A 12,459-nucleotide genomic window follows, 5' to 3' on the forward strand; every position below is an offset into this window, starting at 1 on the left:
TGCTGGGTTAACGGGAGAAATCATGTGTTAGTTTTCATTTTGGATAAGATTTCTTGTGTTTATGTGTGGTGTTATAAGCAAAAATGCGTGCATGCTTTAGGGCTGAATTGAAATGTTTAGATGTTTCTTTCTCAACTTCCCTTGCGCTTAAGTCAAGTTTCGCCAGATGAATCATCTCATACAGTAAACCGTAAGAAGGTAGGTTGTGTCCTCGTTTGTGTTTGTTGACCAAATATATGATTGCCTCACCTGTTGGCAATCTTCCACAGCAACCCCCCAACTCCTCTTCTTCTTGAAGCTTCCCAAGGGTACGTTCCATCTCAACTATCGAGTCGTAAATTGGAGTTCCAGGAAGCACATAACGTAATTCGCCAAAGCTAAAACTTCCAAAACGTTTCTCTACATAGTCTTTAAAACCTTGAATTAGCGGTATCTGGCTTTTGGGAGGTTTCACATAAGATCTAGGCTCTGCCATAACTTGAAATAGGTAAAACTGACTATTCAATTTTATGAGCGTGCAAGCTATCTGATAAAAAATTGTAGTCGCTAAAAGTATTATTCTAATGGGTTTAATCCGTGTAATGTGCTTGAATAATGTTGTGTGCGCAGAGATAGGTTTATTCTTACACATGTTAGAGTTGTCTCGGGTAAAATCTTTTTTCCTCTCTTGAGAGGTGTTTGTTAATGTTTTCTTGAGGTTTAAAAGCGGCTTAGCATCATACTGTTATTCATGAGCGAAGTCACATCGTTGAAGCCTGAAGAAGATGCATTTGGTCAGAAACTGTGGGCTGCTTTCAAGGGAGACCAAGTGTTCGAAATAGTAGAGAGAGATGATAGATATATCGATGCAATGAGTTTGAAAGGCTATTTTTCTAATTTCAAAGGCTGGCACTCAATCGAGCAAAAGGCAATGGATCATGTTAAAGGAAGAGTTCTGGACATAGGTTGCGGAGCCGGTAGGCATTCGCTTTATTTGCAGAAGAGGGGTTTTGATGTGCTTGGAATCGATATTTCACCTCTTGCTGTCAAGACCTGCAGGGAAAGGGGATTGGGGCAAGTTGAAATCATGTCAATTGAAGAGGCGAGCTTCCCGATTAATTCGTTTGACACGATTATAATGATGGGAAACAACTTCGGGCTATTTGGCAGCTTAAGGAAGGCAAGAAGGCTCCTTAGGAGATTCCATAAGATGACTTCAAAAAGCGCAGTCATTATAGCTGCAACTCGTGATCCTTACAAAACTGAAATCCCTGCGCACTTGGAATATCACAAATCCAACAGAGCAAAGGGAAGAATGGCGGGACAAGTGAGAATTAGATCAAGATTCCGGAAATATGTTGGACGATGGTTTGATTATTTAATGGTATCTAAAGAAGAGATGAGAGAAATACTCAAGGGAACAGGGTGGAAAGTCAGGCAGTTCATAGATTCTGAGAACGCAAATTACATAGCTATCATTGGAAAAGAAGGGTAACGTTCACCTAACTTTGCACGCGTGCACAATGAGGAAATAGATTTATTACTTAATTGTGTATAGCGATAGTCTAAAAGAAGGCTTCAGTATGGGTTTGCGGTCGAGATTAGAAATAGAGTACAAAGGCCTGTTCTTTTCCGCCCTTTTCTACTTGGCAGCATGTGTTGCAAACTTTATTATCCTAGGAGTATATGGCTTGGGCCTTTTTCACGTAGCTTTTATGGCGGTTCTAAGCTTGATTGCTGCCTTTGGACTGTATCGACTGCAACGCTGGTCTTTATGGCTCGTTGTCAGCCTGTTCTTCATCGCCACAACTCATATCGCCTTCATGCTTAACATTTCAATTGTAAACTACACAGCAAACGCAGATTTGAGCAATCTATTGGCTATTATAGCGTGGACAACATATTTGATACTCACTTGGATAGCAACAATATATGTTGCTGCAAAAAGGAAGAATCTAAAATAGAAAGGTTTCAATTCTCCAAAGTTTTGAACAGGAAAACTTTGACTTCTTTTCCAGCCTCCACAAATTGTTGAGTTTCCTTTAATTCCACATACCCATCTGCCTTTGCCAACGTTGTAATAGCGCCTGACTGCCCGGTTGGAACTGGAGAAGCTAACCATCGACCAGCATCGTCACGCGAAAGAGTGACAGTGATGAAAGTTCGCCGCCCTCGTGCTGAAAACAGTTTTTCTCTGATAACTGCCTTTATGGTGGTATGTGGTTTCATCTTCTTTCCAGCAATCTTGAATAGTATTGGTCGCACAAGCAGATGAAACATCAGAAGCGAAGATGTAGGATGACCTGGAAGCGAAAAAATGGGCTTGTTACCGACAATCGCGACTGCAAGAGGCTTTCCTGGCTTAGTGGCTACGCCGTGAACCACTAACCCGGGGTTCCCGAAGTCATCTATAATTTTTGGAACAATGTCTTTTGGCCCAACAGAAACTCCTCCCGAGGTTATAACGATGTCCGCTGCGTTCATCGCCTTCCTTAGCGTCGCTTTCAGCAATTCTTCATCGTCTTTAACAACTCCAAAGCCAATTGGCTCCCCACCACTTTCTGAGATTGCTGCAGTTAACGTATAGGTATTTATGTCGTAGATTTTTCCAGGTAGCAAAGGCTTTCCAGGATCAACTATTTCCGCTCCTGTGGAAATAATCGCAACTTTAGGTTGCTTAAACACCTTTACGCGTGTAAACCCTAATGCCGCTAGTACTCCTAACTCGCGAGAGGACAGGACATTCCTACACTTTAGTACGGTCTCATTTCTGTGGATGTCAGAACCTATCCCCATTATGTTTTCGCCCTTCGCTGCCGGTTTGAAGACGAATATTTTTCCGTTTTTTTCTGTGGTGTTTTCCACCATGACAATTGCATCGGAATTAGCAGGTAATGGTGCACCAGTCATAATTTCTAAAGTGCTGCCTTTTTCCACAGTTAAGCTCGAGATTTCGCCTACGGTGACGCTTCCTTTCAATGTCAACACTGCTGGTTTTTCCTCATTAGCGTTGAATGTGTCTTCAGCTTTGACTGCGTATCCGTCTACTGTTGAGCGGTGAAATGGCGGAACGTCGATAGGCGAAGTAATATCTTCAGCTAATACACGTCTAACAGCTTTCAATAGAGGAATCTCTTCGATTCCAATAGGCTTTGGACAAAGCGCTTCTTGGATTCTTTTCTTTGCTTCGTCTAGGCTAATTAGTTTCTTAAACATTTTTTACTTCCTCTTTTATGGTATCAAAAAGATGGACAGTGACTATTTCATTTTCTCTCAAGCCTTCTCTATCTTCAGGGATAACAACGTAACCATTTGCTTTTGTCATCGTTGTTATGATACTTGAGCCTTTAACACGAATCGGCTCGGCTAGAAACTCACCGTCCTTTTCTACTACTTTCACTCTTAGAAAAACACGTCGACCTAAAACTCCCGCGACTCTCCGCGTCAGTTTAGCTTTTAACTTCACTCTTGTGTCATTCCTTATTCCTAGTAGTTTTTGTATAAGTGGACGAGCAAAAACTTCAAATCCTACTACTGCAGCCACAGGATTTCCCGATAAGATTATTACTGGCTTTCCATGTACAACAGCAAGTGCAGTAGGCATGCTTGGGCGCATGGCTATCCCGTGGGCAACGACGCTGTGACGTTCTATTTGTTCAATTACTTTTGGCACAACATCATGAATGCCAACGCTTGTTCCGCCGGTTGTAATTACAATATCTGCCTTCGCTAAGCCCTCACAAATTTTCTCTTTAATCTCGTTCTCGTTGTCGGTTGCGATGCCGAGGCTAAAGGCCTCTGCTCCTAGTTCAGTACACATCCCTGATAAGATTATGCTGTTAACCTCAATAATTTGGTTCGGCTCCAACTTGTCTCCCAATGCGACAAGTTCGTTGCCCGTTGGCAGTATTGCGGCCCTCGGCTTTCTCACAACTTCAATTCCCTGTGTCCCTGACGCGGCTAGCAAGCCCAGATGATGTGGTTTTAGCTCTACTCCGTCCTCTACCGCAGGGTCGCCTTTTTTCAGGTCTTCGCCTTTCTTGGAAACATTCGCGCCGGGCGTCAAAGAAATGAGAACTTCAATTTTTCCATCTGCCTTTCTTGTGTGTTCTAGCATTACAACTGTGTCGGCGCCTTTCGGAAGGAAGGTCCCTGTCCATATTTCACTTGCTTCTCCCTTTTCTACAGTTTCCTTTTTGACGAGATGGAGAGTTTTTGGTTGAAATTGTGAAGCTTCAAAAGTGTCCTTTGCTTTTAGTGCGTATCCATCCATTGCTGAGCGGTCAAAAGGGGGCAAGTTTCTCTCTGCGATGATGCTTTTAGCGGTGACTCGTCCCATTGCTTGTTCTATGGGAATGAGGAGGGTGTCTAGTCTTTTTGGTTGAAGCACCTTAAAGAATTCGTTCAATGCTTTTTTGACAGGTGTGAGTTCTTGAAAACCTTTAAGCTGTGCCAATTAGGCGCACCACTTCATTGCAAGAGGGCATTATAGAAAAACTTATCGTAGTACAATGAGGGATTGCAGTTTTTGGTGGAAGATGTCGCGCATTTTTTTGGCGTCTTCGTCGAGAAGTGGGGTTTCACAGATAATTACTGGTTTTATGTCAAGGTTTGCTATGACTTCTGCTAGTAGCCTAAATTTTGGTCCATACCCCGGCGTGTCCAAGGGATGGTGGCGTCTTTCTCCTCGGAAAGTATATTCAACTTGTGAAAAGTGGCAGTGAAGATTTTTTGCTACTTCGGTGCCGAGGCGATTTTCGATTTTTTCGATTACTTGTTGGAAATCGTTAGTGGTTCGAAGGTTACCCCTTTGCCTTGCATGGAGGTGTGCCCAGTCAATAACGGGTTGGGTTTGTTCTACATTTTCGCATAAGGTTATAATTTCTTCGAGGCTTCCAAGCTGAGCGAGTTTCCCTGAGGTTTCAGGTCCGAGGTTTGCTTTTATGTTCATTGACTGCATGACTTGTGTGATTTCTCTGAGTGCTTTTATGCAGTTTTGCAAGTCTTTTTTGTGAGATTGCTTTTGACTGTAGTAGCCTGGGTGAAAGACGATTGTGTGGGCTTTCATCCATTGAGCGGCGGTGGCACAAGCGATTAGGCGTTTTTTGCTTGCTTCGAGTGTTTCTTTGTTGCTGAGGAGGTTTATGTAGTAGGAGCCGTGGATTGTCAGCCAGATGTCGTGTTTTTCAGCGTTTTTTCCTAGTTTTTCGGCTTCTTCTTGTTTTATCTGGGTTTTTCTTCCCCATCGTACGGCTTCGTATTCTAGAGCATCCAATTCTTCTTCTCGGAGAAAACGAGGGAGTTCGCTGATTGGTGTTTTTAGTTCTTTAAACCAATATGGGATTCCTGCAGTGCCGAATCTTGGTCTGTCTGGCATGTTTGTTTACCGTCTGTAGCGGCGGATCTTGATGTATTGACTGTATAGGAGTGTTATGATGGCAACAGTCCACGCGGCAGTGTTCTGGATTATGAGGTATTTTTCAGTTGAGTTGAGGGAGACAAGGCCGTTTGTTATGGTTGAAGCTGTCCCTTCGAGAGTGTTGTGGAATGCAGGAGCGGCAGCGATTAGCGCGTTCTGTATCGTCGTTGTTATAGCACCTATAGGCGGAATTGTGTTCACAATGGTTTCGGAGGCTTTTATGGTTGAGGTGACGAAGCTAAGGAAAGCGGCGTTCCATTGATAGAAGTTGGCGGTAGCGGTTGGGATGAATTTTGGGTAAGCTGCAATGGTGACGAGGAGGATTATGATGATGAAAGTGGCTGTGATGGTTATGGCGCTTTTTATAATCGCTCTTGCTAGGATTACCCTGCGTTCAATATAGGCGATGGTTGGGGTTTTTAGAATTTTGTTCTTAATTTTTCTCGTTGCTCTTCGAAGTTTTTTGTAGAATTTTCGTAAGGGTTTCAGGCGGGTCGGCTTTTTGCGGATTTCTGGTCTGTGTGGTTTTTTAAGGGTTTGAGTCTTTGCTGGTACGGTAGCGGTGTGGATTGTGAGGTGAGTGAAGCTCGCAGTCAGAGAGATTATGACTGCTGAGGGGAAGAAGTGATATAGAAAACTTAAAGTGATGTTGAAGATTGGCAGGGTGACCGCAGTTGAATCTTCAGTGCCCATGGGGATGGTGAGTGCGATGATGATGTATTGTATTAAGATGGCGATTATGATGAAAAGGAGGATGGCTAGGAGATTTCTAGGGGTGGTCCAGTTGAATATGAGGCGTTTTCTGGGTTGGGTGACCATTTGCTTTATCACTTGCAATGGGTAAATTTGTTTGTAGTAAGGTGGGGCTAAATATCAACTTTGCCATTTTCTAATTTGTCTAAGTATCCTCCAAAACTCTCTACACTACTTTCTGAGCGCGCAAGTTCTAAGGGTTGTATTTTTCTCCATAGCTTTCAGCTATCTTCGCAAGATCAAATATGTCAGTGAGCCGCGCGCATCGTATTGCGATATAACTCTTGTGGCTCTACCACAATAAGATCTCCCTAATGGAACATGTCTATGTTGTTCAAGAAGGAAAACTTGTTAAAGTTAAAGAATGATATTGCCAGCAGCCATGGTGTATGGAAAAGAGGAGCAAAGTCTAGGTAACATCAGTTTGCTGATCTGATGTATGGGTTTTCTTCAGTCCAATTTCTGTCATCTCGAAGAAGTTTCAATTTCGGAATAAACGCTTTGGGATAGAATACCGCTTTTTCTAGCTCTTCAAGAGTCATAAACAGTAATTCGATGTTTTCAGCCTCTGGAGTTGGCTTGAATTTGCCTCCTATTATGGTTGCTAAGAAAAACATTTCGATGGAGTGATAGGGAAATTGATATAAGAAGTCACGAACCCAGAGAAGACGATCAACTTTCGCGTTTAATCCAGTTTCTTCCTTTATCTCGCGGATTAGGCAGTCTTCTATCTTTTCCTTAAATTTGACGCCTCCACCTGGTAGTCTGTAGAAATCAGGTTTGGAACTTGAATGATGCTGAACAAGCACCTTACCATTTTCATCGAAAATAACGGCTCTAGTGCGAACCATGATGCGCTGGTTTCCCATTTCAATCAACTCTTACAAGATAAATCGGGATAAATAGGATTTTCGATTATTTATAATGGCAACCCTTCTGTCAATCATTGTGCACTGAAGAAATAGCAAAAGCTCACAAGGCACTAGACTTGGCTTGCTTTTAAATTGGAGTTTCTTCCACAAGTCATAAAAATTCCATGTACACTGTAATTGTGATGAGCTTGATTAAGGTAATCTTGGTTCCTGAGATTAAGCTATCTAATCAACAGAAACAAGGTATCGAAGAATTGGAAAGATTGTGTTTTAGTGATGTTGATCCCAAAGAAGGTGAGGAATGTTTCTGTGCTGAGAGTTTTGCCAGAATCCTGGCATATAACAATAATGAGCTTGTTGGTCATTTGATACTACACAAACGAGATATGAAGTTTGATGGAAGAAAGGTAGTTCTTGGTGGAGTAGTGGGAGCTTGTGTTACAGAACATATGAGAGGAAGAGGCATTGCTACCAAGATGATGAAGAAAGGGTTGGAGGTTCTAAGAAAACAGAAGTGTGATGTTGCCTGTCTCAATGCTGATCCAGTGAAACGCAAGACTGCTTATAGGTTGTACCAGAGGCTAGGGTTCAAATTAATGAAAAGGAAGATATCCTTTGAAGACATACATGGTAACATAAGATATGACACTGGAACCATGTTCATCCTTCTACGTTCCAAAGAAATCTTCAATCACATAATGAACAGTAACAAGACATTCCACTATGGAAAGGGCTATTGGTGACACTCTCTATCTTGTATGATAGCAACTCTTCTAGCATCCTTGGTGTACAGAAGAAAAAGAGCAAAGTCTGACAAGGTTTAGCTGGAAAAATACTTGGCGTTAGAACCAGTTTCTTCCACAAACCATAAGAACCGAAGAAGATACCATTAGCTAAATCCCAGTCCTCAAGGAGAATGCTATGAGAATCCTGTTCATTGAACCTCCAAGAGAGTTTTGGTTTGTAATGGGGGAGTATCTTCCACCACCATTTGGAATTATCCAGCTTGCTGCTTATCTTGAAAGAGAGGTTAAGGATGCTGAGATAAAGGTGTTAGACTGCACTGCTCAGCAAATGTTTTGGAGTGATATGGAAAAAGAGATCGAATCGTTCAATCCTGACATTGTGGCTGCCAGTGCGTTTGCAACTTGCAACGTATATTTGGTTTTAAGAACCCTTGAAATAGCTAAGAAAGTGAACCTTGAGGTTCTTACAGTAGTGGGTGGTCAATACTTTAGTGTAACAGCTCAAGAAAGTTTGGAAAAGTATCCTGAGCTTGATGTTATTGTCCGAGGAGAAGGCGAAGAGACTCTGACGGAACTGGTGAAAAACTCAACTAGGAAATCACAGTTCCCCAAGATTAAGGGAATCTCCTTCAGATTAAATGCGGAAATCATCCACAATAAGCCTAGACCATTAATTAAAGATTTGAATAAGCTGCCCTACCCTGGTTATCATTTTGTCAAGGATCTTGTCCACAAATACCATTTCGCTGCAATGGCTGGCTACAGCGCTCCCTATGCACTTGTTGAGGGTGCAAGAGGATGTTCTCACAAATGTACTTTCTGTACTCAATGGAGACATTGGGGTGGAGTCTGGAGACTAAAGAAGCCTGAAAGGATTGCTGATGAAATAGAATTCTGCTATAACAATTATGGTAGTAGATTCATTTGGCTGACAGATGATGATTTCGGTCCAGGCAGCAGGGCAGCCAATCTCGCTGACGAGCTTCTGAAGCGTGAGATTGGAGATGATCTGATGCTGTTCCTTCAGTGGAGATGTGATGATGTCATCAAGAATGAAGAAGTGTTATCTAAGTTGAGAAATGCAGGTCTCCATTGGGTTATGATGGGCGTGGAGAGCCCTAAAGATTCTACTCTGAAGAATTTTAGGAAAGGAATAAAGGCAGAACAAGCAACCAAGGCTGTGAGGTTGTTGAAGGAGAACGGGATTTTTTCACATGCTATGTTTGTTATTGGTGATCGTAAGGACACCGCAGAATCAATAGCATATCTGAGAGAATTTGCCAACGAGTTGGATCCAGACTTTGCAATCTTCACTGCCTTAACACCCTTTCCTGGAACCGAGATCTATGAAGAAGCGAAAAGAAATGGCTGGATTGAGGATTTCAACTTGTCTCATTATGATATGGCTCATGCAATTATGTCCACAGAAACCTTGTCAACGATGGAAGTTCAAGAAGAACTCTACAACTGCTACAAAGGCTTCTACGGATCATGGAAACGAAGGCTTGGAGGATTATTCGCAAGCAACAAACTGAAGAGAAGATTGTACAGACATATGATGGGCCAAGGTGTAATAAGACAATTTAGAAACCTTATCCAAGTCCCAATCTAGCAGCCACAGTCTACAAAAGAAAAAGAGCAAAGTACACAAGAAAGTTTTCTTGGCAGATTTAGGGGTTGTATTCTTCTCCGTAGCTCATGCACATTGTTGCTACATCGTGAATGTCTATAACGCTATATGGTTCCGCTATGTCACAGTTGGGGTTCCAGTGGGGATCTGAGGGTGTGGAAGTATAAGCCGCACACAATAATATAACATCGTAAATGTCCACCTTCAAATCTTGATTAACATCAGCTAGATTCCATGTGAGATGAAATTCTAATGTGTCAGCAACAACCACTTCAGCTATGTCTACAGAAGCCATTACTCTCCAAGTTCCAAGAATGTCCTTTGTACTTTCAAGAGAAGGCAAACGGAAACTTACGGTTGAAATTCCAGATATATTTGTTCTTCCAAGAAGAATGAAGAAATCTTGCTGTGGATCAAATATTTGAAATGTAACTTCTTTGTTCTGTTCTGGCCATTCATAATATGTTACATTTGCATAGAGAATTATTTCATGTTCTGGACAAAAAGGTGGTGATGGGGCAGAGTGTCCTGTTCCTCCTTTTTGGGTAAATACATCAATTTTGCCCCCCTCAACAGCTTGACAGAGATCTATGTGTTTTGTTCTAGGAATAGTCGACTTCATGTTCATGCTTAAAGATAAGAGAAGCGTGATCAATGCGAGATATGCGAGAACAGATGTGTTCACTACTCCTTCCCCTAATCCCAGTAGTTTTGAGTAATGCTCTGTTGCCTTAAGAGATTTGTGCAAACATTCTTGTGGAAACTAACAACATGTCAACTCTATATTTCACAAAGACAAGATTCCAGATTTCCATCATCCATAATCATTCCACTGTTCATATTAGTAACACTATTTGCAGCTCTTGGGTACAGAAAAAAACATTTTATGTAATTGTATTAAAGACTAAAAGACCAGAACTTAAGTACAATGAAGTTAAAGTTTTATGTGATTGGTTGGGAAAATCAGAACATCTCCTTTCTCCCTCGGAAATGGTTCCTTTTACCTTCCCCTTTCCCAACCATTAGCAGCCGTAGCCCAGTAGATTTTAAGGTTGAAACTTGTTTTCTAAAGTAGAAAGGTGAAGTTGATGTCCAACTATCCCAGCGGATGGGCAAAAAACGTTGTCTTAAAGAGTGGAGTTGAAGTGTTCCTAAGACCTGAACTATCTAGTGACACTGAGATGCTGTGGGAAATGTTTTCCACTCTTTCAAAGAGAAGCCTAGAAAACCTCATTCACCCGTTTACGAGAGAGAGGATTGAAGGCTGGACTAACAATATTGACTACAACAAGCACTTGCCAATACTTGCTCTAATCCAAGAAAATGGTAAGGAACGGATTATTGGTTCAGCATCTTTATCCTTTCATTCTCAAGAATCTGTCAGACACAAAGCAGAGCTCGGGATAACTGTACATGATGATTGCCAAAACCAAGGTCTGGGAACTACCCTGATAATGCATCTCCTTGAAATAGCCCAAGAGAAGGAGTTGAAGAAAATATATCTTCGTGTTGATACCGAGAACGGTAGAGCGATACATGTTTATGAAAAGTGTGGCTTCAAGATAGAAGCGAAGCTCGAAAAAGAAGATTATGTCAATGGCCAGTTCAGAGATGACTACAGAATGGCAATCTTCCTTTAACAAAGTCCGACATAGTAGAGGTATAATGAAATATCCTTCTAGGAAGTTCACAAAGGAGAAGATTGTAGCGTCTACTTTTTCGGACTGAAACAGGCGAATTGTGGGATTCACACTAATATATCTGCTCCCACATAGTGAAAATACCCTCGGCGAGACTGTAGGTCGAGTAATAATGAAGGAAACAGATAAAGAACAACCAATTCGTGGATTCATTTTTGCCTGTACTGAGAAGACGGAAGCTGAATGCTTTCAAAGGCAGCTTTTTGGGGCACATAAAGTTTATGCACCCATAGTAATTAGGATCAGAAGAGGAGATCTTCTTTTTTTGAGCAATTTGGATACGGATGTTATGTACGGTGCATTTCAGGCTGTTTCAGATGGAGGATTAAATATTCAGCCTGATGCTTGGAAGGGAAAATACCCCTACCAAGTTGGGATAGAGACACTTGGGGAAAGAAAGGCAATAAAAAATGCAAGAAAAATTTTGAACAAACTCAAAATACGGAGAAACACACCGATACTTGGCAAGAGACTGATAGAGATTCTAGATCTTTTCGCGCCAAGCCCTCTATTGTTAAATAACGATCTAAAGCTGGAGCGAAAGAAATCACTCCACTTAATTGCAGTGCAGAAAGAAAAAATCAGAGAAAGGATTGACGAAGTAGATATTGAAGAGGAAATCCCTCTTATCGAAGCAACAACATTCTGGGATTTTCCCAGACAAAATTATGGTCTAACTACTAAAGGAGACAACAAATATCCCGGTGTCACTCCCGCTTTGATAATCTACAATCTTGTCTGGAGATATACTGAACTAGGCGATCTGGTCGTAGATCCTATGTGTGGTAGTGGAACAACAATTGATGTCTGTGAAGAGGAGAAAAGAAGAGTTATCGGATTGGATATTTCACCTCCACCTGGGCGATCTGACATGATACAAAGTGACGCAAGAAAGATACCTCTAAAGGGAAACTCTGCAGATATGGTCTTCATAGACTCACCTTATGGAGACAACATCAGATACAACGAACACCCAGGCTGTATTGGCCATATCTCCAGTGAGAAAGAGGAGTTTTATGATGAACTTGAGAAAGTAATGGTTGAATCGTATAGGCTACTGAAAGAGGGAAAGATATTGGGCTGGTTAATAGGAGATCAATGGGTTAAGAAGAAGTTTACACCTGTAGGCCTTAAGATATATGAGTACTTATGTAAGTACTTCAAACCTGTTGACATTATCTGTGTGGCTAGAAGAGGGCAGTCCTCACATACAGGTTTGTGGTATAATCGTGCGAGAAGATTCAATTTCTTTTTGCGAGGTTTTAAGTACCTACTGATTATGAGAAAATCTTCTAAAAAGCAACCTTGTGCAGAAGGTTCTCGCAAAGTCGAATGGACTCATTACAAGAGGAGAGGATAA

General features: G+C 41.6%; 13 protein-coding genes. 6 read left to right on the forward strand and 7 right to left on the reverse strand.

Annotated features, from left to right (window positions below):
* Nucleotides 1-34: 34 nt before the first annotated feature.
* Nucleotides 35-454: a hypothetical protein gene (locus tag KAU88_01555; protein ID MCK4477197.1), complete on the reverse strand. Its 420-nt coding sequence runs from the start codon at nucleotides 452-454 to the stop codon at nucleotides 35-37.
* A gap of 294 nt (nucleotides 455-748) precedes the next feature.
* Here KAU88_01555 and KAU88_01560 point away from each other — a divergent pair, with 294 nt between their 5' ends.
* The gene (locus KAU88_01560) at nucleotides 749-1,474 is read left to right on the forward strand and encodes a class I SAM-dependent methyltransferase (GenBank protein MCK4477198.1); all 726 of its coding nucleotides are present in this window, start codon (nucleotides 749-751) and stop codon (nucleotides 1,472-1,474) included.
* An 88-nt stretch (nucleotides 1,475-1,562) separates the two neighbouring features.
* Nucleotides 1,563-1,943 (forward strand): hypothetical protein, encoded by a 381-nt coding sequence (locus tag KAU88_01565; GenBank protein MCK4477199.1) that lies wholly within the window; start codon nucleotides 1,563-1,565, stop codon nucleotides 1,941-1,943.
* Nucleotides 1,944-1,950: 7 nt separating this feature from the next.
* On the opposite strand, the gene KAU88_01570 is transcribed toward KAU88_01565, so the two are convergent.
* The 5 genes from KAU88_01570 to KAU88_01590 form a co-directional block, all read right to left on the reverse strand.
* The gene (locus KAU88_01570; GenBank protein MCK4477200.1) at nucleotides 1,951-3,195 is read right to left on the reverse strand and encodes a molybdopterin molybdotransferase MoeA; all 1,245 of its coding nucleotides are present in this window, start codon (nucleotides 3,193-3,195) and stop codon (nucleotides 1,951-1,953) included.
* Nucleotides 3,188-4,435, reverse strand: a complete 1,248-nt coding sequence (locus KAU88_01575; GenBank protein ID MCK4477201.1) for a molybdopterin molybdotransferase MoeA — start codon at nucleotides 4,433-4,435, stop codon at nucleotides 3,188-3,190. Before KAU88_01575 ends, KAU88_01570 begins: the two co-directional genes overlap by 8 nt.
* A 42-nt stretch (nucleotides 4,436-4,477) precedes the next feature.
* Nucleotides 4,478-5,356: a TIM barrel protein gene (locus KAU88_01580; protein MCK4477202.1), complete on the reverse strand. Its 879-nt coding sequence runs from the start codon at nucleotides 5,354-5,356 to the stop codon at nucleotides 4,478-4,480.
* A 6-nt stretch (nucleotides 5,357-5,362) separates the two neighbouring features.
* Entirely contained in the window at nucleotides 5,363-6,217 is an 855-nt protein-coding gene (locus KAU88_01585; GenBank protein ID MCK4477203.1) for a hypothetical protein, read from the reverse strand.
* 353 nt (nucleotides 6,218-6,570) lie between these two features.
* On the reverse strand, nucleotides 6,571-7,020 hold the full coding sequence (locus KAU88_01590; protein ID MCK4477204.1) for an NUDIX hydrolase: 450 nt from the start codon (nucleotides 7,018-7,020) through the stop codon (nucleotides 6,571-6,573).
* A 191-nt stretch (nucleotides 7,021-7,211) separates the two neighbouring features.
* On the opposite strand from KAU88_01590, the gene KAU88_01595 reads away from it, so the two are divergent.
* Together KAU88_01595 and KAU88_01600 are read left to right on the forward strand one after the other, a co-directional pair.
* On the forward strand, nucleotides 7,212-7,766 hold the full coding sequence (locus tag KAU88_01595; protein MCK4477205.1) for a GNAT family N-acetyltransferase: 555 nt from the start codon (nucleotides 7,212-7,214) through the stop codon (nucleotides 7,764-7,766).
* A gap of 178 nt (nucleotides 7,767-7,944) precedes the next feature.
* A complete protein-coding gene (locus KAU88_01600) occupies nucleotides 7,945-9,381 on the forward strand; it encodes a radical SAM protein (protein ID MCK4477206.1) in 1,437 nt (478 codons plus the stop codon).
* A gap of 58 nt (nucleotides 9,382-9,439) precedes the next feature.
* Here KAU88_01600 and KAU88_01605 read toward each other — a convergent pair whose 3' ends face one another.
* Entirely contained in the window at nucleotides 9,440-10,084 is a 645-nt protein-coding gene (locus tag KAU88_01605; protein MCK4477207.1) for a hypothetical protein, read from the reverse strand.
* A 403-nt stretch (nucleotides 10,085-10,487) separates the two neighbouring features.
* Between KAU88_01605 and KAU88_01610 the strand changes: the two genes are divergently transcribed.
* Nucleotides 10,488-11,039: a GNAT family N-acetyltransferase gene (locus tag KAU88_01610; protein MCK4477208.1), complete on the forward strand. Its 552-nt coding sequence runs from the start codon at nucleotides 10,488-10,490 to the stop codon at nucleotides 11,037-11,039.
* A 172-nt stretch (nucleotides 11,040-11,211) separates the two neighbouring features.
* Nucleotides 11,212-12,459, forward strand: coding sequence for a DNA methylase (locus tag KAU88_01615; protein ID MCK4477209.1), 1,248 nt, complete (start codon nucleotides 11,212-11,214; stop codon nucleotides 12,457-12,459).

Source organism: Candidatus Bathyarchaeota archaeon (assembly GCA_023131225.1).
Taxonomy (GTDB): Archaea; Thermoproteota; Bathyarchaeia; order Bathyarchaeales; family SOJC01; genus JAGLZW01.

What these genes read in the sequence shown, in the direction of transcription:
- KAU88_01565 (MCK4477199.1), top strand. Translation starts at nt 1,563, where the DNA reads ATGGGTTTGCGGTCGAGATTAGAAATAGAGTACAAAGGCCTGTTCTTT.
- KAU88_01570 (MCK4477200.1), bottom strand. Translation starts at nt 3,195, where the DNA reads ATGTTTAAGAAACTAATTAGCCTAGACGAAGCAAAGAAAAGAATCCAA.
- KAU88_01580 (MCK4477202.1), bottom strand. Translation starts at nt 5,356, where the DNA reads ATGCCAGACAGACCAAGATTCGGCACTGCAGGAATCCCATATTGGTTT.
- KAU88_01585 (MCK4477203.1), bottom strand. Translation starts at nt 6,217, where the DNA reads ATGGTCACCCAACCCAGAAAACGCCTCATATTCAACTGGACCACCCCT.
- KAU88_01590 (MCK4477204.1), bottom strand. Translation starts at nt 7,020, where the DNA reads ATGGGAAACCAGCGCATCATGGTTCGCACTAGAGCCGTTATTTTCGAT.
- KAU88_01600 (MCK4477206.1), top strand. Translation starts at nt 7,945, where the DNA reads ATGAGAATCCTGTTCATTGAACCTCCAAGAGAGTTTTGGTTTGTAATG.
- KAU88_01610 (MCK4477208.1), top strand. Translation starts at nt 10,488, where the DNA reads ATGTCCAACTATCCCAGCGGATGGGCAAAAAACGTTGTCTTAAAGAGT.
- KAU88_01615 (MCK4477209.1), top strand. Translation starts at nt 11,212, where the DNA reads ATGAAGGAAACAGATAAAGAACAACCAATTCGTGGATTCATTTTTGCC.